This window comes from Pseudomonas saponiphila (genome assembly GCF_900105185.1).
GTDB classification, from domain to species: domain Bacteria; phylum Pseudomonadota; class Gammaproteobacteria; order Pseudomonadales; family Pseudomonadaceae; genus Aquipseudomonas; species Aquipseudomonas saponiphila.
This window is the reverse complement of record NZ_FNTJ01000002.1, coordinates 964,545-989,658: the sequence shown is the minus strand read 5'-3', so window position 1 is coordinate 989,658 and position 25,114 is coordinate 964,545. Positions and strand designations below refer to the sequence as shown.

Below are 25,114 nucleotides of genomic sequence, written 5' to 3'. Positions count from 1 at the left end.
AGGCCTGTAGTTGTAGCTGGCCCGAGACTTGCCAACAAACGACCTTTAAGCGAGATATCATTCCGTTTATTCATGCTGAGCCGGTATCCAGCACCGATAAGAACAAGGACCACCCCATGCTGAACAAACGCTACCTGCCATCGATCACTGCCCTGCAGTGTTTCGAGGCCGTGACCCGGCACCTGAGCTTCACCCGCGCCGCCGAGGAACTCAACCTGACCCAGAGCGCGGTGAGCAAACAGGTGGCGCAACTGGAAGAGCTACTGCAGCACCTGCTGTTCCGCCGGGTGCGGCGGCGCCTGCAACTGACCCCGGCCGGCGACCTGTACCTAGTGGAAGTGCGCAAGATCCTCACCCAGGTGGAGATGTCCACCCACTACCTGCGCTCCTATGGCGGCGAAACCGAAGTGCTGCGGGTGTCCACGCCCTACACCTTCGGCGCCCGCTGGCTGGTGCCGCGCCTCAAGGGCTGGCGCCTGCGCCACCCGCACATCCACCTGGACCTGTGCAACGAGCAGGAGCCGGATGAACTGCTCCAGGGCCACGCCGACCTGGCGTTCTACTTCGGCCAGGGCGCGCGCCCTGGCACCGAAAGCCTGAAGCTGTTCAGCGAGGAGCTGGTGGCGGTCTGCGCCCCGGACAGCCTGCCCGCCGAACCCTTGAGCGACCCTCGGCAACTGACCGAGCTGGTCCTGCTGCAGAACGCCTCGCGGCCCCAGGGCTGGCACGAATGGTTCGAACAGCAGGGCTACCAGACCGAGCACAGCTATCACGGCCCGCGCTTCGAAACCTTCTACATGTGCATCCGTGCCGCCCAGGTCGGCTGTGGCGTGGCCCTGCTGCCGCGTTTCCTGGTGGAAGAGGAGTTGGCCGAGGGCAAGCTGGTGATCGCCTGGAAATACGCCATGCCCAGCCAGGACGCCTACTACCTGGCCTACCCCGAGCACTCGGCGGAAGTGCCCAAGGTCCGCGACTTCGTGCGCTGGATGCTCGAACACAACGACGCTCCCCTAGCGTAGGCGCCGGCTTGCCGGCGAACAGGCCCTTGAGCCCTGAACAAGGCTGCAGATTCATTCGCTGGCGAGCCAGCTCCTGCGGCCGGCCCCTCACCCGCCGTGAAAAAACACTGGCAAAGCGCCGGGCGTCTATGCGCCACTAGCGCCTTCATTGAAAGAGCTGAAGCCGCCGCTGTGCGTCGCGGCCAGCATGGAGATTGCCGTTATGAGCGAGAGTGTGTTTGCCGATCGCATCGTGCAGAACCTGCTCGACACCGACTTCTACAAACTGACCATGATGCAGGCGGTGCTGCACAACTACCCCAACGTGGAAGTGGAATGGGAGTTTCGTTGCCGTAACAGCGAGGACCTGCGGCCCTACCTGGCCGAGATCCGCTACCAGTTCGAACGCCTGGCGGACCTGAGCCTGAGCGCCGACCAGCTGGGCTTTCTCGAACGCATCAGCTTTCTCAAGCCAGACTTCCTGCGCTTTCTCGGGCTGTTTCGCTTCAACCTGCGCTACGTGCACACCGGCATCGAGGACGGCGAGCTGTTCATCCGCCTGCGCGGCCCCTGGCTGCACGTGATCCTGTTCGAAGTGCCGATGCTGGCCATCATCAGCGAAGTACGCAACCGCTACCGTTACCGCGAGATCCAGCTGGTGCAGGCCCGGGAGCAGCTGTACCGCAAGTTCGACTGGCTGACCGCCAACGCCAGCAGCGAGGAATTGTCCGAGCTGCAAGTGGCGGATTTCGGCACTCGTCGACGCTTTTCCTACCGAGTCCAGGAAGAAGTGGTGAACGTGCTCAAGCACGATTTCCCCGGGCGTTTTGTCGGCACCAGCAACGTCCACCTGTCCCGTGAGCTGAACATGAAGCCCCTGGGCACCATGGCCCACGAATGGATCATGGCCCACCAGCAACTGGGACCGCGCTTGATCGACAGCCAGATCGCCGCCCTCGACTGCTGGGTCCGCGAATACCGCGGCCTGCTGGGCATCGCCCTGACCGACTGCATCACCACCGATGCCTTCCTCGGCGACTTCGACCTGTTCTTCGCCAAGCTGTTCGACGGCTTGCGCCACGACTCCGGGGACCCGATTCTCTGGGCGGAAAAGGCCATCGCCCACTACCACAAGCTGGGCATCGAGCCGATGAGCAAGACCCTGGTGTTCTCCGACAGCCTGAGCCTGCCGCGCTCCCTGGAAATATTCCGCGCGCTGCGCGGCCGGATCAACGTCAGTTTCGGTATCGGCACCAACCTGACCTGCGACATTCCCGGTGTCGAGCCGATGAGCATCGTGCTTAAAATGGCCGCCTGCAATGGCCAGCCCGTGGCCAAGATCTCCGATGAAGCGGGCAAGACCCATTGCAAGGATCCCAACTTCGTCGCTTACTTGCGCCACGTTTTCCAAGTACCTGCCCAACCTGGCAAGGAGTGAATCATGCAAGCCGTACAGCGTGAGATTGCGCAGCAGCTCAAGGTCCAAGCGCCTTTTTCCGACCACGCCGCCCTGGAGGCGGAAGTCGCCCGACGCATTGGCTTTATCCAGGATTGCCTGGTCAATTCCGGGCTCAAGTCCCTGGTGCTGGGCATCAGCGGCGGCGTCGATTCGCTGACCGCCGGCCTGCTGGCCCAACGGGCAATGCGCGAACTGCGCGAGCGCAGCGGTGACGACCGCTACCGCTTTATCGCGGTGCGCCTGCCCTATGAAACCCAGTTCGACGAACACGACGCCCAGGCTTCGGTGGATTTCATCAACCCCGACGAACGCCACACGGTGAACATCGGCCCGGCGGTCAAGGCCCTGGCCAGTGAAGTGGCGGCCTTCGAAGGGCAGCACGCGGTGTCCCGGGACTTCGTCCTTGGCAACACCAAGGCGCGGATGCGCATGGTCGCCCAGTACACCATCGCCGGCGCCGCCCATGGCCTGGTGATCGGCACCGACCACGCCGCCGAAGCGGTGATGGGTTTCTTTACCAAGTTCGGTGACGGCGCCTGCGATCTCGCGCCCCTGAGCGGCCTGGTGAAGAACCAGGTGCGGGCCATCGCCCGCTACTTCGGGGCCCCGGAATCGCTGGTGGAAAAAGTGCCCACCGCCGACCTCGAAGACCTGTCGCCGGGCAAGCCGGACGAAGCGTCCCATGGCGTCACCTACGCCGAGATCGACGCCTTCCTGCACGGCCAGCCGGTGCGCGAGGAAGCCTTCAAGATCATCTGCGACACCTACCGCAAGACCCAGCACAAGCGGGTCATGCCCTTCGCCCCATGACCTCCCACGTTCCGTAGGAGCCGGCTTGCCGGCGAAAGGGCGTCTTCGCGGGCAAGCCCGCTCCTACAAGATGCACCCACAAAAAAGCGCCCCGAGGGGCGCTTTTTTTTGCAGCTGGGCCTGATGCTTACTTCAGGATCACAGCGCCTTTCATCATCGAGTTGTGGCCTGGGAACGAGCAGAAGAACTGGTAGCTTTCGCCAGCGGTCAGCTTCGATACGTCGAAGGTCACCGAGTCTTTCTCGCCGGCACCGATGATCTTGGTGTGGGCGATGACGCGGGTGTCGCCTTCCTTCAGGTAGCTCTTGTCGATGCCGGCGGCCATGCCGTCGGTGGCGATGCCGGCCATGTCTGCGGTTTTGCTCAGGACCCAGTTATGGCCCATGACGTTCTTCGGCAGGCTGCCGGAGTGAGTCAGGTTCACGGTGAAGGTCTTGCAGCTCTTGTCGATGGTGATTTCCTTAGTGTTGAAGGACATCTGGTCGGTAGAGTCGACATCGACCTTGCATTCGGCAGCCATCAGTTGGCTGCTGGCCAGTGTCAACAGGGATACCGCAACGAGTTTGGCAAACATGGTGAATCTCCAAGGCAGGGTTAACAAAATCCATCTGAATCCATGGGACCGAAGACTGCCTGAATTTCTCCCAAGTTCCTATGATGTGCATCAAAAAATTGTATACAACTCTCTGCTATCAGGCCGATCGAGACAATTGAACAGCCAGCTTCGCCAGGGCTGCCTAAACTTCGCCCACCTGCACTTTCCGGAGCCTTGGTCATGCCCATAAACAGTCTGCTTCGCAGCTTGCTCGCCGCCTACGCCTGTGGTGCCAGCGGCACCCATGAAACCCCGCAACGCGAGGTTTAATGCTTGGAGCCACGCTGGCCTGCCTTTACTCTGAGGCCCTCAATGACCTCGGAGTAAGGCATGTCGTTAAGTTCTGTCTGTGTGTTCTGTGGCGCCAGCACCGGCACCAATCCCCTCTATCGTGAAGCCGCCCAGGCCCTGGGCCGGGCCATCGCTGAGCGCAAGCTGACCCTGGTCTACGGCGGCGGCGCGGTGGGCCTGATGGGCATCGTCGCCGATGCGGCCCTGGCGGCCGGCGGCGAGGTCATCGGGATCATTCCGCAAAGCCTGAAAGACAAGGAAATCGGCCACAACGGCCTGACCCGCCTGGAAGTGGTGGACGGCATGCACGCGCGCAAGGCGCGCATGGCCGAACTCAGTGATGCCTTCATCGCCCTGCCCGGGGGCCTGGGCACCCTGGAAGAATTGTTCGAAGTCTGGACCTGGGGCCAGCTCGGCTATCACCACAAGCCCCTGGGCCTGCTGGAAGTGAGCGGCTTCTACGAAAAACTCAGCGGATTTCTCGACCATATCGTCGGCGAAGGCTTCGTCCGCGCCCCGCACCGTGACATGCTGCAAATCAGCGACTCGCCCGCCAGCCTGCTGGACGCCCTGGACGCCTGGAAACCGTCGGTGGCGGACAAATGGGCCGACAGCAAACCCAGTTAACGGTCAACGCCCGATTACAGGCAGAATACGCGCCGCTCAACCTCACCTTCGACCCCAGAGGATCGCCCATGGCCAAACCCAATTACTCCTTCGCCAAACGTCAACGTGACTTGGCCAAGGAACAGAAGAAAGAGGAAAAGCTGCAACGCAAGAAAGCCGCCGCCGAAGAAAGCAACGCAGCGGATGCGGATCCTGAAGTGAGCATCGACGACGCCGAACCCGAGGCCCCTCAGGCCTGACCTGCCCCGTAGGAGCTGGCTTGCCAGCGAAAGCGCCTTCCAGCCCTACGCCGTCTTCGCCGGCAAGCCGGCTCCTACAAGGTCGGAATCAGCCGTGTCATGCCAGGGGCATGACGGTGACCCGGACATCAGGGTCATGGCTGCCCCCTCCCAGAATCACCCCACGCAACGGCGACACATCGGAAAAATCCCGGCCCCAGGCCAAGGTGATATGTTCCAACGCCGGCTGCACATTGTTGGTCGGGTCGAAATCCACCCAGCCCAGCACCGGGCAAAACACTGAAACCCAAGCATGGGAAGCATCGGCGCCAATCAGCCGCGGCTGCCCCGGCGGCGGCTGGGTCAGCAGGTAGCCGCTGATGTAGCGCGCAGCCAGCCCCCGCGAACGCAGGCAGGCGAGCATCAGGTGCGCAAAGTCCTGGCACACCCCGCGGCGGCGCTCCAGCACCTCCACCAGGGGCGTCGCCACCTGGGTCGCCTCGGCATCGAAGGTGAACTCGCTGAAGATTTTCTCCATCAACGCCTGGACGCCCAGCAGCAAGGGTCGGCCCGGGGGGAAACAGCTGGCGGAAAACTCGACGAAGCTTTGCTTGAGGTGCACATAAGGCGACTCGAAGCGATAACGGCAGGCTTCCAGTACCTGGGGCGACAGGGGCCCGCCACTGTAGCTCAGTCTGCTGCGGGCAGCGTCCCAGGCCTCGGAGAGCGCAAAGTCCAGCGGCGGCCGGTCCAGTACCTCGACGCTGAGCTGGGCGTTGACCTGCAATTCATCATGGGGCCGTTCGAAAGCCAGCCGGGTCAGGGGATTGCCGAACACATCCTGTTCGTCGCGGCGGCTGGTGGGCTCGGGGCTGATCAGCAACTGCCGCTCGCTGCACCGCTGCCAGGCACAGGCCCTGGGCCACAAGTGCGCCAGTTGCTGGGCCAGGGACACCGGGCTGTCATAGCGATAATGGGTGTCGTGGAATATCTGGTAACGAGCGCTCATCAGACCGACACCGTTTGCTGGCTGACATCATCCACGTGGGCGAAATGCCGCAGGGCCAGGCGATCGGAAACCTGGCCGCTGACCTCGGCGATCTCCTGCAATAGATCCGCCAGCCCTTCCACCGCCGCCCGGACACTGGCCTGGCCGAACAGCGAGTTTTCCAGGCAACCCAGGTCGAAATGCGCCAGGCGCTCCACCAGCTTGGGCAGCGCCAGATCGCGGGGCACGGCGAAGTCGTCATTCAGACGCTTGAGGGTGCGAGTCACCAGCTTGAGCTGGAACAGCACCGCGTGGGGGTTCTGCTCGTCGAGCAGCAACAGGTCGAGCACCGGGATCAACTGCGCCACGGCCAGGTAACGCGAGCGATAGGTGATGCTGCTGTTGCCCAACTCCAGCAGCCACTCCAGGCCCGCCTGATCAAAAGGCGCGCTGCCCCGCAGGAAGGCCGCCAGGCTGCTGCTGAGAAATTGCAGGCGTTCGATACGTCGGCCGATCATCAGGAAACGCCAGCCTTCATCCCGGGTCATGTCGTCCAGGGCAAAGCCCGAAAGGGCCGCCAGGGACATCACCAGCCGATTGAGAAAGTCCAGCAGTTCACCAAAGTCCGGCTCCTGGGTATCCAGCTCCTGGGCCTCGCGCTGCAACTCCACCAGGGCCTGCCAGTTTTCCCGGGACAGCTTGCCGCGTACCTGGGACGCCGCCCACTGCAGGCGCTGCAGGTTGGAACGCAGGCTGAACGACCAGTCCTCGCCCAGCAGGGCCGCCAGCAGGCGCTCGGGCAACTCGCCCTCCTCCGGCAGCAGCATCAGGCTTTCCCCCAGGTCCACCGCGGCGCGCAAGGCTTGCGGATCATCGCCATCGACGTAGCGCGCCAGCATGATGCGCAACAACCGCGCGCTGTCGTCACAGCGCTCGCAGTAACGACCGAACCAGTACAGGTTCTCCACCACCCGCGATGGCAGGTAGGGGTCGCGACGCACCAGATCGTAGACGCCAATGGTGCGCTGGGCCTTCCACTGCTCGCCGCTGGGGGCTCGCTCCCCTAGCACCCAGGTGTCCTTGCTGGCGCCGCCGCGCTGCATCGACACCGCTTCGGCGTCAGCGTCGGCGGCGACCCGGGTCAGGCCGCCGGGCAAGACCCGGTAACCGTCATCACTGGCCACCGCGTAGACCCGCATGCCGATTGCCCGGGATTGCAGCCGGCCGTCCTCGGCCTGCCAGACCGGCGCCTGGGACAGTTGCGGCAACTCCTGGGCGACATAGGCATAAGGCCGCGCGCGCATGCGTTCGGCAAGGCGCTGGCGCTGCTCGGGACTCAGGTCGCGGCCCAGCACCGGAGCAAAGCTCTGTGACGGAAACGCCGGCTTGATCAACAGTTCCGGGAGCTTTTCCAGGGCCTGTTGCAACACGGGCGCCTCACCGCACCACCAGGTGGCGATGGACGGCAGGAGCAGTTCCTCGCCCAGCAGGAACTGACTGATCTTCGGCAGGAAGCCCAGCAGCCCGGGAGACTCCAGTACCCCGCTGCCCAGGGCATTGGCCACCAGCACCCGGCCCTGGCGCACCGCGTCGAGCAGGCCGGGCACCCCCAGGGCCGAATCGGTGCGCAGCTCCAGAGGATCGCAAAAGTCATCGTCGAGGCGCCGCATGATGGCGTGCACCCGACGCAAGCCGCTGAGGGTCTTGAGGTAGACCGTGGCGTCGCGCACCGTCAGGTCGCCGCCTTCCACCAGCGGGTAGCCCAGCTGGCGCGCCAGGTACAGGTGTTCGAAATAACTTTCGTTGAAACGCCCCGGAGTCAGCAGCACGATCAGCGGCGCCTCGGTATCCCGGGGGGCCTGGCGGGCCAGGGTTTCCTGAAGGGTCCGGAAGAACCCGGCCAGATGCTGCACTTGCAGGTCGCGGTACAGATCGGGAAAGGCCCGGGACACGATCATGCGATTTTCCAGGGCATAACCGGCCCCCGACGGCGCCTGGGTGCGATCGGCAGTGACCCACCAGCGACCATCGGGGGTACGCGCCAGATCCACCGCGTACAAGTGCAGGAAGGTCGCCTCGGGCGGCTGGATGCCCTGGCACGGCCAGAGGAAGTTGTTGTGCCCGAACACCAGTTCGGCGGGCAACAGCCCTTCACTGATCAGGCGTTGCGGGCCGTACAGGTCCGCCAGCACGGCATTGAGCAGGCGCGCTCGCTGGGCGATCCCGGCCGACAGCTGCTGCCACTCCGCCAGCGGAATCACATGGGGCAGCAGGTCCAGCTCCCAGGGGCGGTCGGCGCCCTTGGGGTCGGCGTAGACGTTGTAGGTGACACCGTTCTCGTGGATCTGCCGGGTCAGCAGCGCCTGGCGCTGAGCCAGTTGCGCGGGGCTGCTGCGCTGCAGCTGTTCGAGCAGGCGCCGCCAGTGCGCCCGCACCGCACCCTGGTCATCCAGCAGCTCGTGGTAGGTACCCGCCGTCAGCGGGTAGCGGTCTAGCAAGTCAGGCATGGAACACTCGGCAGACGGCAGGGAAAGGCAGATTAACCCACAGCCATGACGCCCGGATATGGCTATATCGCGGGCGTCGCAGCGGGACTAAAAGCGTCGTAAATCCAGGGTCATGGGCATTTCCTGGTTGCTGCTCGACGGCGCAGCCCGGAGGCTGCCGGGGCTGTGGCCGTGGCGGAAAAAGCGCGCCATGCGCCGGCTCTCCGCCTCATTGGCATTGACCGGCAGGCTGTCGTAGTTGCGTCCTCCGGGATGGGCCACATGGTATTGGCAACCGCCCAGCGAGCGCTGCATCCAGGTATCCAGCAGGTCGAACACCAACGGCGCGTGTACCGCAATCATCGGCTGCAGGCAGTTGGCCGGCTGCCAGGCGCGAAAGCGCACCCCGACGACGAACTCGCCCACCCGCCCGGTGGGCTGCAAGGGCACCGGCACGCCGTTGCAGGTCAGCACATGGCGCTCGGGCGTCAGCCCGCTGACCCTGACCTGCAAGCGCTCCAGCGAGGAGTCGACGTAACGCACCGTGCCCCCGGCCGCCCCCTCTTCTCCCAGCACATGCCAGGGCTCCAGGGCCTGGCGCAACTCCAGCTCGATACCAGCGACGGCATAGTCGCCCACCTTGGGAAAGCGAAACTCCCGGTGCGCGGCAAACCACTCGGCCTGCAACGGATAGCCCGCGGCCTTGAGCTCCTGCAGCACATCGGCGAAATCCTGCTCGATGAAATGCGGCAGCAGAAAGCGATCGTGCAGCTCCGTGCCCCAGCGCGCCAGCCGGGGCGGAGCGTAGGGCTCGCGCCAGAACCGCGCCACCAGCGCCCGCAGCAGCAACTGCTGGACCAGGCTCATGCGCGCATGGGGCGGCATCTCGAAGGCGCGCAACTCCAACAGCCCGAGACGCCCGGTGGCGCCATCCGGCGAATACAGCTTGTCGATGCAGAACTCGGCGCGGTGGGTATTGCCGGTGACATCGATCAGCAGGTTGCGCAACAGCCGATCCACCTGCCATGGCGCGCACTCCTCGCCCGGCGCGGGCATCTGCGCGAAGGCAATTTCCAGTTCATAGAGCGCATCGTTACGGGCCTCGTCGACCCTCGGCGCCTGGGACGTGGGGCCGATGAACAAACCGGAAAACAGGTAGGACAGCGATGGGTGGTTGTGCCAGTAGCTGATCAGGCTGCGCAGCAGATCGGGGCGGCGCAGAAACGGCGAGTCCCCCGGGGTGGCGCCGCCCAGGACGAAATGGTTGCCGCCGCCGGTGCCGGTGTGGCGCCCGTCGATCATGAACTTCTCGCTGGTCAGGCGCGTCTGCCGCGCCTGCTCGTAGAGGAACTCGGTGCGCTCCACCAGCTCGTCCCAACTCACCGAAGGCTGCACGTTGACCTCGATCACTCCCGGGTCCGGGGTCACCCGGAAATTGCCCAGGCGTGGGTCCGCCGGTGGCTCGTAGCCCTCCAGCAGCACCGGACACTGCAGCTCGGCGGCGGTGGCCTCGATCACGCTGACCAGTTGCAGGTAATCCTCCAGTCGCTCCAGCGGCGGCATGAACAGGTACAGGCGCCCTTCCCGCGCCTCGGCGCACAACGCGGTGCGGGTCAGCCAGTCGGCGGATTGGTCGATCGCGGGAACCTGCTCCTGGGCGGCAGCCGCCTCGGCGATATCCGCCAATTGCGACGGGGCCGGCAGTTCCGCGAAGTCCTGGTTCGGATCCTGGGGGTGAATGAAGGGGTACTCCGCCGCCGTCACCCAGGGCTGGGATGCCAGGGGCAAGCGGTAGCCCAGGGGCGAATCCCCGGGCACCAGGCGGCAGTGGGTGTCGCGCAGGTACCAGCGCCCGCTCTGCCACTGGTCGCCCTTGGCCGTGCGCGCCAGGGGCAGCACCTGGCCGATGACCTTGTCCAGGCCCTGGCTGAACACCTTGCGCAGCCGCTGGCGCTCCAGGGCGTCCTCCAACCGCGAGTCTTCGGCGCTGACGTTCAGCGGCAGGCGGCCTTCGCGCCACAGGTAGTAGAAATTGTCCTCGTAGGCAGGGAACACGAAGCGTGCCGGCAGTTTCAGGCGCTCGGCGACAGTGGCCAGAAAGCGCCCGGCCATCTGCGCATCGGCGGCGTAATCCTGGTGCTCGTCGGCAATCAGGGCAGGGTCGTGCCAGATCGGTACGCCGTCGCGCCGCCAGTAGGCGTTCAGCGACCAGCGCGGCAATTGCTCTCCCGGGTACCACTTGCCCTGACCGAAGTGCACCAGTCCCTGGGGGGCGTAGCGCTGGCGCAGGCGCTGGAACAGCTCGCCGGCCAGGCGGCGCTTGTTCGGTCCCAGGGCTGCGGTGTTCCATTCGGCGCCGTCGGGATCGTCGATGGCCACGAAGGTCGGTTCGCCGCCCATGGTCAGGCGCACATCGCCTGCCAGCAGCTCATCGTCGATCTGCCGCCCCAGGGCCTGGATCGCCGCCCATTGTTCGTCGGTGTAGGGCTTGGTCACCCGCGGCGCTTCCCAGATCCGCTCGACACTCATGGCATGACTGAACTGGCACTCGCAGGGCTCCACCAGGCCGCTGATGGGCGCAGCTGAAGAAGGATCGGGGCTGCAGGCCAGGGGAATATGCCCTTCCCCGGCAAACAGCCCGGAGGTGGCGTCCAGGCCGATCCAGCCGGCGCCGGGCAGGTAGACCTCGCACCAGGCATGCAGGTCGGTGAAATCCACTTCGGTGCCCGAAGGGCCATCCAGGGCCTTGACGTCCGCGGTCAGCTGGATGAGGTAGCCGGAGACGAACCGCGCCGCCAGCCCCAGGTGGCGCAACAGCTGCACCAGCAGCCAGGCCGAGTCGCGACAGGAGCCCGACGCCTTGACCAGGGTCTGCTCCGGGGTCTGCACCCCAGGCTCCATGCGGATCAGATAGGCAATGTCGTCGCTGAGCCGCTGATTCAGGCCCACCAGAAAATCCACGGTCGGCAGTGGCGTGCGCGGGATGGCCTCCAGGTAGGCCTGGAAGGTCGGGGTCAGGGGCAGGGTTTCCAGGTAGGGCGCCAACTCCCGCCGCTCATCGGCGGCGTAGCTGAACGGGATCTGCTGCGCGTAGGGCTCGAGGAAAAAATCGAAGGGATTGAACACCGCCATTTCCGCCAGCAGGTCCACCTCGATGCGCAGCTCGGTGGTTTTCTCCGGGAACACCAGACGCGCCAGGTAATTGCCCTGAGGGTCCTGTTGCCAGTTGATGAAATGCCCCTCGGGCTCAACCTTCAAGGCATAGGCAAGAATTCGCGTGCGGCTGTGGGGCGCCGGGCGCAAGCGGACGATCTGCGGGCCAAGTTCGACGGCGCGGTCGTAGCGATAGTGCGTGACATGGTGCAATGCGACATGGATCGACACGGCGTGCCTCCTGCGAGCCTGAGCGGTGGATGGACCCGCGCAAGACTTATGCCAGCGCACAGATCCCGGGGTTTGCTCAACGACTCGGGGCAGTACAGCACCAAAACCGCGCAACCGTTGCATCCCTGTGCAAGGGATTGCACGAAAATGCACCGGTCGGCCGGGTCAACATCAACGGCGCTTGCGCGATTGCTTGGCGGCAGCCTGCAGGCGTCGACGCTCGTGGCGGATCTGCAGCAGGCGCTCACGCATCTCCCGGTACCGCCGGCTGTTGAGCAACAGCAGGCCGAGCAGCGGCACGAGCATGGCGAACAGGTACACGCCCTGGTGCGGGCGGTACTGGATCATCGGCACCACCAGCAGCAGGCAGGCCAGAAAGTAGCCGGCCAGCAGCCACACCGCCCAGGCCACTCCGCGCACGATCAGCAGGTTGCCCAGCACCAGCAGCGGAATCAGCAGCAACAGGCCCAGCAGCAAGTAGTCGTCGCGCTGCGCCGGCGCCATGCCACGCCAATAGGTGGTTCCGCACAGGGACAGCAGCAGCGACGCGCTGAAGCAGCCGAGCAGGACCGTGAGCATGAAAATCGGAAAATAACGCGCCAGGAACTCGCCCATCCGGCCGCCGCCAATCACTGGTCGAACTCCTCGTAGAGGCCCACCGCCAGGGTCTTCACCGTGCCGAGGTTGCCGGAGCTGTAACTGCCGGCGGTGCTCAGGGCGGCGCCCAGGGCATCCTTCATCTGCGTCAGGGTGGCGTGCTTGATCTGCGCCGACGAGTAGCGCTTGGGCAGCCCCCCTGCCCGTTGCTGCAACTTGAGCAATTTGGGCGTCAGGCTGGGGTCGCGCAGGCTGAGCAACTCCTTGGTCAGTTTGGCCCGCTCCTGGCGATTCAGGCCCTTGAGCAACTGCGTCCAGCTTTTGCCGATGCCGGAAGCCTTGCTGGCCTTGAGCAGCTTGACCGTGGTCAGCGCCGAACCGCCGACGCCCACCAGCGAGATGCCGTCGAGGATCGGCGACACGGCGTTGTACCACTCGGCGTCGTCCATGCGGTCGTTGGCCGCCGGATCCTGGATCTCATTGATCACCCGGGCGCCACCGATGGCGCACTGGGCGGTGCCCGCCGCGGCGACGGTGACCCCCAGCCCGACCATCCAGGCGCTGGCGCCGGCGGTGAACGGCACGGCGATACTGCCACTGAACACCACCAGCCAGCCGATGACCGCGGCGGTGCAGGACAGCGTGGTGTTGAACGATTCCGTGGCCAGGCGGGATTCCCGGGGGTTGTTCTTCACTTGATCGACGAACTGCTGGGGCGCGATGTACTTCTTCGCCTCCCGCAGGATGATGCGCTTGGGCGTGATACTGCAGATCGGCTTGAATTCGCGCAGGGTCACCACGTTGAAGTCGGCATCGATGTACACCACCCCGGCGCCGACAATCGATGGATCGGCGTCTATGGCAGCGAACAGGCGCGGCAGGTTGATCTGGCTTTCGATACGTTGGCGGGCAAGAAACTGCGAAGGGCTGGAGTCCATGCCGATGGCGGCTAACGAGCTGGTCACGGGATTCATCCTTGGTCTGGCGATTGGAAGCTGCCTGATGGCCTCAAGCCATCCCGGCATTACGGCGATAAAAACCCGGCAACCTTAACAAAGCCCTGGCGATTTGTTGCGCGCCCACGGGCAAAAAAACCATCGCCCAGAAAGCAAAACGCCAGCTCGGCGGCTGGCGTTTTGTCGGTCTAGCGCGGTACCACCGGCTTGCGGGTCGGCTTCTTGCCTTTGCCCTTGGCAGCGTCGGCTCGCTCCTTGGCGGCCTGCTTGTTGCGGGCGAACGCTGCGGCCTTGGCCTGTTCGCGCTTGTCCCAGGCATTGCCGCCGTCGCTGCCACGCGGTGGCAGGCCGGTGTGCTGGGTGAGGATCCGGGTTTCCTTGGCCACCTTGTGGCTGCCGGCCGGCGTCGAGTTCTTGCGCCGCGCGCTCTGGTAGCTGTCGGTGGCCGGTTGGTGGGCCGGGATCAGCTGGTGCTTGCCCGGGCCGATCAGGTCGCCACGGCCCATGCGCAGCAGAGCCTCGCGCAGCATCGGCCAGCCCTTCGGATCGTGGTAGCGCAGGAACGCCTTGTGCAGGCGGCGCTGCTCCTCGCTCTTGACGATGGTCACGCCGTCGCTCTTGTAGGTGACCTTGCGCAGCGGGTTCTTGCCCGAGTGGTACATGGCCGTGGCGGTGGCCATCGGCGACGGGTAGAACGCCTGCACCTGGTCGGCACGGAAGCCGTTGCCCTTGAGCCACAAAGCCAGGTTCATCATGTCTTCATCGGTGGTGCCCGGGTGGGCAGCGATGAAGTACGGAATCAGGTACTGCTCCTTGCCCGCTTCCTTGGAGTACTTCTCGAACATGCGCTTGAAGCGGTCATAGGTGCCGATGCCCGGCTTCATCATCTGGTTGAGCGGGCCTTCCTCGGTGTGTTCCGGGGCGATCTTCAGGTAGCCGCCAACGTGGTGGGTCACCAGCTCCTTGACGTACTCCGGCGATTCCACCGCCAGGTCGTAACGCAGGCCGGAGGCGATGAGGATCTTCTTCACCCCGGGCAGGGCGCGGGCGCTGCGGTACAGCTGGATCAGCGACGAGTGGTCGGTGTTCAGGTTCGGGCAGATGCCGGGGAACACGCAGGACGGCTTGCGGCACGCGGATTCGATTTCCGGGCTCTTGCAGGCGATGCGGTACATGTTCGCGGTCGGGCCGCCGAGGTCGGAAATCACCCCGGTAAAGCCGGGCACCTTGTCGCGAATTTCTTCGATCTCGCGAATGATCGACTCTTCGGAACGGTTCTGGATGATCCGCCCTTCGTGCTCGGTGATGGAGCAGAAGGTACAGCCGCCGAAGCAGCCACGCATGATGTTCACCGAGAAGCGGATCATCTCGTAGGCGGGGATCTTTTCCTTGCCATAGGCCGGGTGCGGGATGCGCTGATACGGCATGCCGAACACGTAGTCCATTTCCTCGGTGGTCATGGGAATGGGCGGCGGGTTGAACCACACGTCCACTTCGCCATGTTTCTGCACCAGGGCACGGGCGTTGCCCGGGTTGGTTTCCAGGTGCAGCACGCGGTTGGCGTGGGCGTACAGGACCGGATCGTTGCGCACCTTCTCCATGGACGGCAGGCGGATCACGGTCTTGTCCCGGGTCATGCGCGGGCTGGCGAGGATCTGCACGACCTTGGCTTCGTTGGGATCTTCGGCCGGGCCTTTTTCCTGCTCGATGGCGCAGGCGGCGGTGTCCTGGGTGTTGACGTAGGGGTTGATGATCTTGTCGATCTTGCCCGGGCGGTCGATACGGGTGGAGTCCACTTCGTACCAGTCCTTGGGCGTGTCGCGGCGGATGAAGGCGGTGCCGCGCACGTCGGTGATGTCTTCGATCTTGTGGCCATAGGACAGGCGCTGGGCCACTTCGACGATGGCCCGCTCAGCGTTGCCGTACAGCAGGATGTCGGCGCTGGCGTCGATCAGGATCGAGTTGCGCACCCGGTCCTGCCAGTAGTCGTAGTGGGCGATGCGGCGCAGGGAGGCTTCGATGCCGCCGAGGACGATCGGCACATGCTTGTAGGCTTCCTTGCAACGCTGGCTGTACACCAGGCTGGCGCGGTCCGGGCGCTTGCCCGCCAGGCCGCCGGGGGTATAGGCGTCGTCGGAGCGGACTTTCTTGTCGGCGGTGTAGCGGTTGATCATCGAGTCCATGTTGCCGGCGGCGACACCGAAGAACAGGTTCGGTTCGCCGAGCTTCATGAAGTCGTCTTTGGACTGCCAGTTGGGCTGGGCAATGATCCCCACGCGAAAGCCCTGGGACTCCAGCAGCCGGCCGATGATCGCCATGCCGAATGACGGGTGATCGACGTAGGCATCACCGGTGACGATGATGATGTCGCAGGAATCCCAGCCGAGCTGATCCATCTCCTCCCTGCTCATGGGCAGGAATGGCGCTGGCCCGAAACATTCGGCCCAGTACTTGGGATAGTCAAATAACGGCTTGGCTGCTTGCATGTCGATGACCGGTGTTGGCTTGAATAGGGACGCGATGGCTATCAGGAAAATTCGCGGGCGCGGAATATAGCACAAAAAATAACCAATTCCGACCATTATGGTCGGAATTCGCTGCCGCCCGCTTCGCCGGCAAGCCGGCTCCTACAGGGCGGGTTATTCGTCGTCGTCGAAGTTGTAACTGCCCGGCGCAAGGTTCTCGAAGCGGGTGTACTTGCCGATGAACGCCAGGCGGATAAAACCGATCGGGCCGTTCCGCTGCTTGCCGATGATGATTTCGGCAATGCCCTTGTGCTCGGTTTCCGGGTGATACACCTCGTCCCGGTATACGAACATGATCACGTCGGCGTCCTGCTCGATCGCTCCGGATTCCCGCAAGTCGGAGTTCACCGGGCGCTTGTTGGGACGTTGTTCCAGGGAGCGGTTGAGCTGGGACAGGGCTACCACCGGGCAGTTGAATTCCTTGGCCAGGGCCTTGAGGGAGCGGGAGATCTCGGAAATCTCGTTGGTCCGGTTGTCACCGCTGGACCCCGGGATCTGCATCAGCTGCAGGTAGTCGATCATGATCAGGGCGATATCGCCGTGCTCGCGCACTAGGCGCCGGGTCCGCGCACGCATTTCCGAGGGGCTGATGCCCGCGGTGTCATCGATGAACAGCTTGCGGTCGTTGAGCAGGTTGACCGCCGAGGTCAGGCGCGGCCAGTCATCGTCTTCCAGCTGGCCTGAACGGACCTTGGTCTGGTCGATGCGGCCCAGGGAAGACAGCATACGCATGATCAGCGATTCACCTGGCATCTCCAGGGAGTACACCAGCACCGCCTTGTCGCTGCGCAGTACCGCGTTTTCCACCAGGTTCATGGCGAAGGTGGTCTTACCCATGGACGGACGGCCGGCGACGATGATCAAGTCGGCCGGCTGCAGGCCGCTGGTCTTCTCGTCGAGGTCGGTGTAGCCGGTGGACAGGCCGGTGATGGCGTTGTCGGTGTTGAACAGGGTATCGATGCGGTCGATGGCCTTGGTCAGCAGTTCGTTGACCCCCACCGGGCCGCCGGTCTTGGGCCGCGCTTCGGCGATCTGGAAGATCTGCCGCTCGGCCTCGTCGAGGATCTCCTCGGCGGTGCGACCTTCGGGGTTGAAGGCGCTGTCGGCGATCTCGGTGCTGATGCCGATCAGCTGGCGCAGGGTCGCCCGCTGGCGAACGATCTGCGCATAGGCCTTGATGTTGGCCACCGACGGGGTGTTCTTCGCCAGCTCACCCAGATAGCCCAGGCCGCCGACCTGCGAAGTCTGGCCTTCCTTGTCCAGCTGCTCGGACAGAGTGACCACGTCGATCGGCATGTTCTGGTCGGCCAGCTTGGCGATGGCGCGGAAGATCAAACGGTGGTCATGCCGGTAGAAATCGCCGTCGGACACTTGATCCAACACGCGTTCCCAGGCGTTGTTGTCCAGCATCAGACCACCGAGCACGGCCTGTTCGGCCTCGATGGAATGCGGCGGCACCTTCAGGGCGGCGGTTTGCAGATCGTATTGCTCGGGAGCGGAGATATCGTTCATGGCCACTTGGAATTCGGGGGTGAAAATCAGGATCAGCAGAAAGACAAAGGGCACGACCTGTAAACAGGATCGTGCCCGATGTTAACCGTCAGCCACACAAGGTGCCAGACGATTTGGTACTGCTTAAGCAGCCACCACGACAACGCGTACGGTTGCTTCAACTTCAGCGTGCAGGTGCACGGCTACGTCGAATTCACCTACGTTGCGGATGGTGCCGTTCGGCAGACGAACTTCGCTTTTTGCCACTTCAACGCCCGAGGCGGTCAGTGCATCAGCGATGTCGTGGGTGCCGATCGAACCGAACAGCTTGCCTTCGTCACCGGCGGTGGCAGTGATGGTCACTTCCAGCTCAGCCAGTTGCGCAGCGCGAGTTTCGGCAGAAGCCTTCTTCTCTGCAGCCAGTTTTTCCAGCTCGGCACGACGCGCTTCGAACGCAGCCAGGTTGGCAGCGGTAGCAGCGGTGGCTTTGCCGAAAGGCAGCAGGTAGTTACGGCCGTAACCAGCCTTAACGTTTACCTTATCGCCCAGGTTGCCCAGGTTGGCGATTTTTTCCAGCAGGATCAGTTCCATTTGGTAATAACCTCTTAACTTTTAACCTTCACCGTTCGCAGGGCCGTTATCAGCGTCTTTCGGCGCCAAACGACCGCGAAAATCAACCAGACTGTCGACAGTGGCCATGACCACGAGCAACGGGACGAGCAGGTGCATCAAAGGCAACAGCGTGACGTAAACCCCGACCAGCCAGAAATTGGCCAGTCTTTTCTGTGCCACCAGCCCGTGCATCAGGGCTAGCCCGGCAAGGACCAGAACTACGCTGCAAAACGGCACCATAATCCACATTTGCGGGCTCAGAACCGGCCCCACAAACATCAGTGCCCACAGCAACATCAAGGGTCCCTTGGGGATTCTGATCTGGCGAAATTCGCGACCAAAACCACCGGGGTTGTACAACGACGCTTGCCAGTAGCGCCCAAGAATCAGGCACAGCACGCTGAAGACCTGAAACATCATCGCAATCGAACCGATCACCAAAGGTGCAATGAGTGAAGCGAGGTTGGCTCGCTGGTCTACCGAAAGCTGCTGGTAGGCCTCACCCAACATCAGTGGCAGGACCTTTACAAGTTCCTGCGTCACCGCGTCGATAAAGGGACTGAAAAACGCCCCCAATATCGCTACACACAACAGCGCAATCGCCACGCTCGCCAACAGCACACGGTTCCAGGAGTGGCCGACGCGCAACACCAGCGCCAGACCGCAAGACCCAAGCAGCACCAGCAGTACGCTGGGGTCTTTCTGGAAGTGCCAGCAAATCAATGCTGAAAGCACCCCGACTCCAAGGACGCCAAGGGCGTCCGAACCGCGCCGAAGGAGCACAAGGCAACCCGCAGCGGCACTTAACCAGAACAACAGCGGCAATGCCGCAGATCCGGCCACGACTAACGTGGCCTGCACACGACCGCGCATGATGAACTCAGCTAAGGCGCGCATGCATTCAATCCCTTACTACTTGTCGACTGCCCGATCTCAGCGGCCGTGGCTGTCGGTGTAGGCCAGCAGGGCCAGGAAGCGGGCGCGCTTGATAGCGGTGGCCAGCTGACGCTGATAACGAGCTTTGGTACCGGTGATGCGGCTTGGAACGATTTTGCCGGTCTCGGATACGTAGGCTTTCAGGGTGTTGAGATCTTTGTAATCGATCTCTTTCACGTCTTCAGCGGTGAAGCGGCAGAATTTACGACGACGGAAGAAACGTGCCATGTAATTGGCTCCTCAAAAGGTCCGTGGATTACTCGTCAGCGTTATCGCTGGCGTCGCTGTTGTCGCTGTCATCGCCATCGGCGCTGTCAGCATGCTCAGGACGGTCACGACGCTCACGGCGCTCACTGCGGTTTTCTTCAGCCTTGAGCATCTCGGATTGGCCAGTGATGGCTTCTTCGCGACGGATGACCAGGTTACGGATCACAGCATCGTTGTAACGGAAGTTGTCTTCCAGTTCAGCCAGGGCTTTACCGGTGCACTCAACGTTCAGCATCACGTAGTGAGCCTTGTGAACATTGTTGATTGCGTAGGCCAGTTGACGACGGCCCCAGTCTTCCAGACGGTGGATTTTGCCGCCGTCTTCTTCGATCAGCTTGGTGTAACGCTCAACCATGCCGCCGACTTGCTCGCTTTGATCCGGGTGGACCAAAAAGATGATTTCGTAATGACGCATGAATGCTCCTTACGGGTTGTAGCCTGCCGCCTATAAGCGGTCAGACAAGGAGTGAATGACACTGGTGTGTCTTGCCTGTTAGTAGGCACATATGCGCCTGCCGTCACGGCAAGGGGCGCAATTGTAGAGAAGGGGGAACAGCGGCGCAAGGCAATTGGTGATTATTTGAACAACAGCTGCAAGCCACGAGCTTCAAGCGACAAGTCAAAAGCGCTTGCCGCTCGTAACTTGCCGCTTGCAGCTTATTTGTTACTTGCGCGCAGCCGAAGCCTTGACGCTACGTTGGCGCATGGCTTCGAACAGGCAGACGCCGGTGGCCACCGAGACGTTGAGGCTGCTGACGCTGCCGGCCATCGGCAGGCGCACCAGGTAGTCGCAGTGCTCGCGGGTCAGGCGCCGCATGCCTTTGCCCTCGGCGCCCATGATGATGATGGTCGGGCCGGTCAGGTCCTGGTCATACAGCTCCTGTTCGGCCTCGCCGGCAGTGCCGACGATCCACAGGCCGCGCTGCTGGAGCTTCTCCAGAGTGCGGGCCAGATTGGTCACCGCCACCAGCGGAATCACTTCCGCAGCGCCGCAAGCCACTTTGCGCACGGTTGGAGTCAGGGTTGCCGACTTGTCCTTGGGCACCAGCACCGCCAGGGCACCGGCCGCGTCGGCGGTGCGCAGGCAGGCGCCAAGGTTATGCGGGTCGGTCACACCGTCCAGCACCAGCAACAGCGGCGCGCCTTCGGTACGGTCCAGCAGCTCATCGAGCATCGCCTCGCCCCACACCTGGCTCGGGCTGACTTCAGCCACCACGCCCTGGTGCACGCCTTCAACCCAGGCATCCATTTCACGACGCTCGGCCTGGCCGACCGAGACGCGGTTCTGCGCCGCCAGATCCACCAACACTTGAACCCGTGGATCACTGCGCCCTTCCGCCAGCCAAATCTGCTTGACCCGCTTGGGATGGTGGCGCAGCAACGCTTCTACAGCATGCACGCCGTAGATCTTTTCCAACTGACTCATGACTTGGCCTTAGGTTTGCGCGCTCCGCCGCTTTTCGCGCCGGAAGCAGAGCCCGCCTTGGGCGGCCCCTTACGATGTTTGCTCGGCTTGGCTGGACGGTCGCTGTCTCTGGCCGGAGCCGATTTACCGGACTTTCCCCCAGACGCCGCTTTACCACCGCTTTTGGCTTCAGCCAGTAGCGCGCGCTTCATTTCGCGGCTTTTGCGTACTTCGGCGTTTTTCGCCGCCGCGTCGCTCGGGCGATAAGCCTCGACCGCCTTCTCCTTGGTGGAGCTGCGACGCCCGGCCTTGGCTGGCTCTGGCTCTTCCACCGCCTTGCTTGCAGGCACGTCCGCGGCACCACGCTTCTTGCGACCGATCGGCGCATTGATGGTTTTTTCGGCCATCTCGAAGTCGATCTTGCGCTCGTCCAGATCGACGCGCATGACCCGCACTTCCACGGTGTCGCCCAGGCGGAAACTGCGCCCGGTGCGCTCGCCTGCCAGGCGGTGATGCACAGGATCGAAATGGTAGTAGTCGCCCGGCAAGGCGGTGACATGCACCAGGCCTTCGACGTAGATATCGGTTAGTTCGACGAACAGTCCGAAACCAGTCACCGCAGTGATCACACCCGGGAAGGATTCGCCGACGCGATCCTTCATGAACTCGCATTTGAGCCAGTTCACTACGTCGCGAGTGGCTTCGTCGGCACGGCGCTCGCTCATCGAGCACTGTTCGCCGAGCTGCTCCAGGGTGGCTTCGTCGTACGGATAGATACGCGCCTTGGGAATGGTCATCGCTCCAGCTCGACGCACGTGCGGCGTGTCTTGCTTGGAGTGAATCACACTGCGGATGGCCCTATGGGTCAGCAGGTCAGGGTAGCGACGGATCGGCGAAGTGAAGTGGGTATAGGCTTCATAATTCAGCCCGAAGTGACCCTGGTTATCGGCGCTGTACACCGCCTGGCTCAGGGAGCGCAGCATCACGGTCTGGATCAGGTGGTAATCCGGACGATCCTTGATGGTTTCCAGCAGTGCCTGGTAGTCCTTGGGCGTCGGACCGTCCTTGCCTTTATGCAGGGACAGGCCCAGTTCGCCCAGGAAGGCGCGGAGCTTTTCCAGACGCTCTGGCGGAGGACCGTCGTGCACCCGGTACAACGCCGGGATCTCATGCTTCTTGAGGAACTCGGCAGTGGCCACGTTGGCCGCCAGCATGCACTCCTCGATCAGCTTGTGGGCATCGTTGCGGGTAGTCGGCCGAATTTCGGCGATCTTGCGCTCGGAGCCGAAGATGATCCGGGTTTCCTGGGTTTCGAAGTCGATGGCGCCACGAGTATGGCGGGCACCGAGCAGCACCTTGTACAGCGCATACAGCTGCTTGAGGTGTGGCAGTACATCGCCATATTCGCCGCGCAGCTGCTTGGCTTCGCTGGTTTTCGGCTGCTCGAGCATGGTGCTGACCTTGTTGTAGGTCAGACGCGCCTTGGAGTGGATCACCGCTTCATAGAACTGGTAGTCGGTCATCTCGCCGGACTTGGAGATAGTCATCTCGCAGACCATCGCCAGGCGATCGACTTTCGGGTTCAGCGAGCACAGGCCATTGGACAACTGCTCCGGCAACATCGGGATCACCCGCTCGGGGAAATACACCGAGTTGCCACGCACCTGGGCTTCGGCGTCCAGGGCCGAACCAATCTTCACGTAGCTGGAGACGTCGGCAATCGCCACGTACAGTTTCCAGCCACCACCAAACAGACGCAGCTTGCCGGGCTTGGCTTCGCAGAACACCGCGTCGTCGAAGTCGCGGGCGTCTTCGCCGTCGATGGTGACGAAAGGCAGGTCACGCAGGTCGATGCGCTTCTCTTTGTCCTTCTCTTCCACTTCCGGCTTGAGCTTTGCGGCTTCCTTGAGCACGGCTTCGGGCCAGACATGGGGGATATCGTAGGTCCGCAGGGCAACATCGATCTCCATGCCTGGAGCCATGTAGTTGCCCACTACTTCAATCACGTCGCCTTGCGGCTGAAAGCGCGGCGTTGGCCAGTGCGTGATTTTCACCTCAACGAACTGACCGATCTTGGCATTGGCATTGCGGCCGGGAGTGACCAGCACTTCCTGCTGGATCTTCGGGTTATCCGCCACCACGAAGCCGATGCCACCCTCTTCGAAGTAACGACCCACGATGCTTTCATGGGCACGGGACACCACTTCGACGATAACACCTTCGCGACGACCACGACGATCCAGGCCGGAAACCCGGGCCAGGGCGCGGTCGCCGTCGAACACCAGACGCATTTGCGCCGGACTCATGAACAGGTCATCACTGCCGTCATCCGGCACCAGGAAGCCGAAGCCGTCGCGGTGGCCGCTGATACGACCCAGGATCAGGTCAAGCTTGTCTACCGGCGCATAAGTGCCGCGGCGGGTATAGATCAGTTGAGCGTCGCGCTCCATGGCGCGCAGGCGGCGGCGCAGGGCTTCGAGCTGGTCCTCTGTGGTCAGACCGAACTCTTCTACCAATTGCTCGCGACTAGCAGGCGACCCCCGGTCAGCAAGGTGCTGGAGGATGAGTTCGCGGCTAGGAATAGGGTTTTCGTATTTTTCCGCTTCACGAGCGGCCTCGGGATCGAGGGACTGCCAATCGGCCATTAGATAAATTTCACCTTGTCTATATGCGGGTTAGTTTGGCATACGCGTATTGAAACGGGAAATTTCAGGCTCAGACAATGCTGGAAAAATCCGCCTCTTCGCTTCAGAAACATCCTCATGCATGCCACCGGAGACTTTTTTCAAACTTTTTTGAAATCGGGGGTTTACAGCTCAAAGGAGCCTCCGTATAGTGCGCGCCATCGACGACGGAGACGTCAGCGATACTGCCCAGATGGTGAAATTGGTAGACACGCCAGCTTCAGGTGCTGGTGGCCGCAAGGCCGTGGAAGTTCGAGTCTTCTTCTGGGCACCAATTCAAGAGCTTGAGATTAGATCAGTTTCAAGGCTCAAACAAAAACCCGCGAAAGCGGGTTTTTGCATTCTAAGTGTTTGATTTAATAAATCCAAAACAGGGGTTTACAGATCAAAACACGATCCGTATAGTGCGCTCCATCGACACGGCGACGACGTCGATACTGCCCAGATGGTGAAATTGGTAGACACGCCAGCTTCAGGTGCTGGTGACCGCAAGGTCGTGGAAGTTCGAGTCTTCTTCTGGGCACCAATTCAAAACTTGAGAGCGTCGCTTTCAAGTCTCACAAAAACCCGCGAAAGCGGGTTTTTGCGTTTCTGCCCCCTGCTATTTCCCCCGCCTCCTCACCTGCAGCACAACCCGCAAAGCGCACATGAGAAACAATATCGTTTATGATTGTTACAAGTTTTTGCGGCACAACAGTGAGGAAACCTGCGAATGATGTTCAGAAACACCCTCCTTTCAACATCCCTTCTGCGTGGCTTGACCATCACTTTGCTGGGACTGACCCTGGCATCTCCACTTACCCAGGCAGCCGATAAAATCTCCCTGACCCTGTACAACGGCCAGCACAAGGAAGTCGGCGACGCCGTCGCCAAGGCCTTCGAGGCCAAGACCGGAATTCACGTCAATGTGCGCAAAGGCAGCAGCAACCAGCTGGCCAGCCAAGTCGTCGAGGAAGGCGAGCGCTCTCCAGCCGACGTCATCTATACCGAAGAGTCCCCACCCCTGAACAAACTCGGCGAACAAGGCCTGCTGGCCCAGACCGACGCCGCAACCCTGGCCGTGCTGCCCAGGGAATACGTGGCCGGCAACGGCACCTGGATCGGTGTCACGGCACGGGTAAGAGTGGTGGCCTTCAACCCTAAACTGATCGACGAGAAAGACTTGCCCAAATCAGTGCTGGAATTCTCCCAACCGCAATGGCAAGGCAAGGTCGGCTTCGTACCGACCAGCGGCGCCTTCCAGGAACAGGCCGTCGCCATCATCAAGCTGCATGGCATGGACGCTGCCGAGGAGTGGCTGACCGGGCTGCGAGCCTTCGGCAAGGTCTACAGCAACAACATGGTGGCACTGAAAGCCGTGGAGAACGGCGAAGTCGCCACGGTCCTGGTGAACAACTATTACTGGTTCGCCCTACAGCGGGAAAAAGGCCAGCTGGACTCCAAACTGCACTACTTCACCGACGGCGACGTCGGCGGCCTGATCACCGTCTCCAGCGCCGCAGTACTCAAGTCCAGCAAGCACCCCAAAGAAGCCCAGCAACTACTCGCCTACATGGCCAGCGAAGAAGGTCAGCGAGTGATCACCTGCGGATTTCGGAGCACCGTGACCGGCCGTTTCGGTTGATCGTGACCGGTCATTTCGCTAACGCGTGACCGCTCATTTCGGTAGCAACGTGACCGATTTTCCGCCTGTTCCGAAACAGGTGGTCACGGCTTACCGAAATCGCCGGTCACGACTTAGCGAAAGCCTTCCCCTTCGTTGCGCATGACCTGATGCGCCGCCAT

General features: G+C 62.6%; 19 protein-coding genes, 2 tRNA genes and 1 pseudogene. 8 read left to right on the top strand and 14 right to left on the bottom strand.

From position 1 onward, the window contains the following. Window positions 1-116 precede the first annotated feature (116 nt). The 3 genes from BLV47_RS26370 to nadE all read left to right on the top strand — a co-directional run bounded on the left by BLV47_RS26370 (window position 117) and on the right by nadE (window position 3,267). Window positions 117-1,019: a LysR family transcriptional regulator gene (locus BLV47_RS26370; protein WP_092319113.1), complete on the top strand. Its 903-nt coding sequence runs from the start codon at window positions 117-119 to the stop codon at window positions 1,017-1,019. Between the two features lie 202 nt (window positions 1,020-1,221). After that, window positions 1,222-2,436 carry a nicotinate phosphoribosyltransferase gene (pncB, locus tag BLV47_RS26365; RefSeq protein ID WP_092319111.1) on the top strand — a complete coding sequence of 405 codons (1,215 nt, stop codon included), beginning with the start codon at window positions 1,222-1,224 and terminating at the stop codon, window positions 2,434-2,436. 3 nt (window positions 2,437-2,439) lie between these two features. Continuing rightward, window positions 2,440-3,267 (top strand): ammonia-dependent NAD(+) synthetase, encoded by an 828-nt coding sequence (gene nadE, locus BLV47_RS26360; RefSeq protein ID WP_092319109.1) that lies wholly within the window; start codon window positions 2,440-2,442, stop codon window positions 3,265-3,267. 127 nt (window positions 3,268-3,394) lie between these two features. Here nadE and azu read toward each other — a convergent pair whose 3' ends face one another. Then, a complete protein-coding gene (azu, locus tag BLV47_RS26355) occupies window positions 3,395-3,841 on the bottom strand; it encodes an azurin (RefSeq protein WP_047301366.1) in 447 nt (148 codons plus the stop codon). A 351-nt stretch (window positions 3,842-4,192) separates the two neighbouring features. On the opposite strand from azu, the gene BLV47_RS26350 reads away from it, so the two are divergent. Beyond that, on the top strand, window positions 4,193-4,780 hold the full coding sequence (locus BLV47_RS26350; protein WP_092319107.1) for an LOG family protein: 588 nt from the start codon (window positions 4,193-4,195) through the stop codon (window positions 4,778-4,780). Next, window positions 4,756-5,019, top strand: a complete 264-nt coding sequence (locus BLV47_RS35740; protein ID WP_143038314.1) for a hypothetical protein — start codon at window positions 4,756-4,758, stop codon at window positions 5,017-5,019. Before BLV47_RS26350 ends, BLV47_RS35740 begins: the two co-directional genes overlap by 25 nt. Before the next feature lie 97 nt (window positions 5,020-5,116). On the opposite strand, the gene BLV47_RS26345 is transcribed toward BLV47_RS35740, so the two are convergent. From BLV47_RS26345 to rnr, 13 genes are all read right to left on the bottom strand, one after another. After that, the gene (locus tag BLV47_RS26345; protein ID WP_092319106.1) at window positions 5,117-6,007 is read right to left on the bottom strand and encodes a transglutaminase family protein; all 891 of its coding nucleotides are present in this window, start codon (window positions 6,005-6,007) and stop codon (window positions 5,117-5,119) included. Beyond that, window positions 6,007-8,493, bottom strand: a complete 2,487-nt coding sequence (locus BLV47_RS26340; protein ID WP_092319104.1) for a circularly permuted type 2 ATP-grasp protein — start codon at window positions 8,491-8,493, stop codon at window positions 6,007-6,009. The genes BLV47_RS26345 and BLV47_RS26340 overlap by 1 nt, the downstream gene beginning before the upstream one ends. Before the next feature lie 87 nt (window positions 8,494-8,580). After that, on the bottom strand, window positions 8,581-11,856 hold the full coding sequence (locus BLV47_RS26335) for a transglutaminase family protein (RefSeq protein ID WP_092319102.1): 3,276 nt from the start codon (window positions 11,854-11,856) through the stop codon (window positions 8,581-8,583). Between the two features lie 171 nt (window positions 11,857-12,027). Then, complete coding sequence (locus tag BLV47_RS26330) at window positions 12,028-12,489, bottom strand: hypothetical protein (protein ID WP_092319100.1); 462 nt, start codon at window positions 12,487-12,489, stop codon at window positions 12,028-12,030. After that, window positions 12,486-13,427 carry an Ssp4 family T6SS effector gene (ssp4, locus tag BLV47_RS26325; RefSeq protein ID WP_092319098.1) on the bottom strand — a complete coding sequence of 314 codons (942 nt, stop codon included), beginning with the start codon at window positions 13,425-13,427 and terminating at the stop codon, window positions 12,486-12,488. Before ssp4 ends, BLV47_RS26330 begins: the two co-directional genes overlap by 4 nt. Window positions 13,428-13,597: 170 nt before the next feature. Further along, a complete protein-coding gene (locus tag BLV47_RS26320) occupies window positions 13,598-15,895 on the bottom strand; it encodes a YgiQ family radical SAM protein (RefSeq protein ID WP_060837271.1) in 2,298 nt (765 codons plus the stop codon). A 153-nt stretch (window positions 15,896-16,048) separates the two neighbouring features. Then, a complete protein-coding gene (gene dnaB / locus BLV47_RS26315) occupies window positions 16,049-17,446 on the bottom strand; it encodes a replicative DNA helicase (RefSeq protein WP_007921486.1) in 1,398 nt (465 codons plus the stop codon). A 123-nt stretch (window positions 17,447-17,569) separates the two neighbouring features. After that, entirely contained in the window at window positions 17,570-18,016 is a 447-nt protein-coding gene (rplI, locus tag BLV47_RS26310) for a 50S ribosomal protein L9 (protein WP_007921484.1), read from the bottom strand. A 21-nt stretch (window positions 18,017-18,037) separates the two neighbouring features. After that, window positions 18,038-18,934: a hypothetical protein gene (locus BLV47_RS26305; RefSeq protein ID WP_092319096.1), complete on the bottom strand. Its 897-nt coding sequence runs from the start codon at window positions 18,932-18,934 to the stop codon at window positions 18,038-18,040. 36 nt (window positions 18,935-18,970) lie between these two features. Continuing rightward, entirely contained in the window at window positions 18,971-19,201 is a 231-nt protein-coding gene (rpsR, locus tag BLV47_RS26300) for a 30S ribosomal protein S18 (RefSeq protein WP_002551829.1), read from the bottom strand. 28 nt (window positions 19,202-19,229) lie between these two features. Then, complete coding sequence (rpsF, locus tag BLV47_RS26295; protein ID WP_011058949.1) at window positions 19,230-19,655, bottom strand: 30S ribosomal protein S6; 426 nt, start codon at window positions 19,653-19,655, stop codon at window positions 19,230-19,232. 249 nt (window positions 19,656-19,904) lie between these two features. Then, entirely contained in the window at window positions 19,905-20,666 is a 762-nt protein-coding gene (gene rlmB / locus BLV47_RS26290) for a 23S rRNA (guanosine(2251)-2'-O)-methyltransferase RlmB (RefSeq protein WP_092319094.1), read from the bottom strand. After that, on the bottom strand, window positions 20,663-23,290 hold the full coding sequence (gene rnr, locus BLV47_RS26285; protein WP_092319092.1) for a ribonuclease R: 2,628 nt from the start codon (window positions 23,288-23,290) through the stop codon (window positions 20,663-20,665). Before rnr ends, rlmB begins: the two co-directional genes overlap by 4 nt. Window positions 23,291-23,516: 226 nt before the next feature. On the opposite strand from rnr, the gene BLV47_RS26280 reads away from it, so the two are divergent. From BLV47_RS26280 to BLV47_RS26270, 3 genes and pseudogenes are all read left to right on the top strand, one after another. After that, window positions 23,517-23,603 (top strand) — tRNA-Leu (locus tag BLV47_RS26280). A 165-nt stretch (window positions 23,604-23,768) separates the two neighbouring features. Further along, window positions 23,769-23,855, top strand: a tRNA-Leu gene (locus tag BLV47_RS26275). 186 nt (window positions 23,856-24,041) lie between these two features. Next, window positions 24,042-24,914: pseudogene (locus BLV47_RS26270) on the top strand (extracellular solute-binding protein); the annotation flags it as partial. Between the last annotated feature and the right edge of the window lie 200 nt (window positions 24,915-25,114).

Excerpts from the sequence above, each read along its gene's own strand:
- BLV47_RS26370 (WP_092319113.1), top strand. The coding sequence starts at position 117 with ATGCTGAACAAACGCTACCTGCCATCGATCACTGCCCTGCAGTGTTTC.
- pncB (WP_092319111.1), top strand. The coding sequence starts at position 1,222 with ATGAGCGAGAGTGTGTTTGCCGATCGCATCGTGCAGAACCTGCTCGAC.
- nadE (WP_092319109.1), top strand. The coding sequence starts at position 2,440 with ATGCAAGCCGTACAGCGTGAGATTGCGCAGCAGCTCAAGGTCCAAGCG.
- azu (WP_047301366.1), bottom strand. The coding sequence starts at position 3,841 with ATGTTTGCCAAACTCGTTGCGGTATCCCTGTTGACACTGGCCAGCAGC.
- BLV47_RS26350 (WP_092319107.1), top strand. The coding sequence starts at position 4,193 with ATGTCGTTAAGTTCTGTCTGTGTGTTCTGTGGCGCCAGCACCGGCACC.
- BLV47_RS35740 (WP_143038314.1), top strand. The coding sequence starts at position 4,756 with ATGGGCCGACAGCAAACCCAGTTAACGGTCAACGCCCGATTACAGGCA.
- BLV47_RS26345 (WP_092319106.1), bottom strand. The coding sequence starts at position 6,007 with ATGAGCGCTCGTTACCAGATATTCCACGACACCCATTATCGCTATGAC.
- BLV47_RS26340 (WP_092319104.1), bottom strand. The coding sequence starts at position 8,493 with ATGCCTGACTTGCTAGACCGCTACCCGCTGACGGCGGGTACCTACCAC.
- ssp4 (WP_092319098.1), bottom strand. The coding sequence starts at position 13,427 with ATGAATCCCGTGACCAGCTCGTTAGCCGCCATCGGCATGGACTCCAGC.
- BLV47_RS26320 (WP_060837271.1), bottom strand. The coding sequence starts at position 15,895 with ATGCAAGCAGCCAAGCCGTTATTTGACTATCCCAAGTACTGGGCCGAA.
- dnaB (WP_007921486.1), bottom strand. The coding sequence starts at position 17,446 with ATGAACGATATCTCCGCTCCCGAGCAATACGATCTGCAAACCGCCGCC.
- rplI (WP_007921484.1), bottom strand. The coding sequence starts at position 18,016 with ATGGAACTGATCCTGCTGGAAAAAATCGCCAACCTGGGCAACCTGGGC.
- BLV47_RS26305 (WP_092319096.1), bottom strand. The coding sequence starts at position 18,934 with ATGCGCGCCTTAGCTGAGTTCATCATGCGCGGTCGTGTGCAGGCCACG.
- rpsR (WP_002551829.1), bottom strand. The coding sequence starts at position 19,201 with ATGGCACGTTTCTTCCGTCGTCGTAAATTCTGCCGCTTCACCGCTGAA.
- rpsF (WP_011058949.1), bottom strand. The coding sequence starts at position 19,655 with ATGCGTCATTACGAAATCATCTTTTTGGTCCACCCGGATCAAAGCGAG.
- rlmB (WP_092319094.1), bottom strand. The coding sequence starts at position 20,666 with ATGAGTCAGTTGGAAAAGATCTACGGCGTGCATGCTGTAGAAGCGTTG.
- rnr (WP_092319092.1), bottom strand. The coding sequence starts at position 23,290 with ATGGCCGATTGGCAGTCCCTCGATCCCGAGGCCGCTCGTGAAGCGGAA.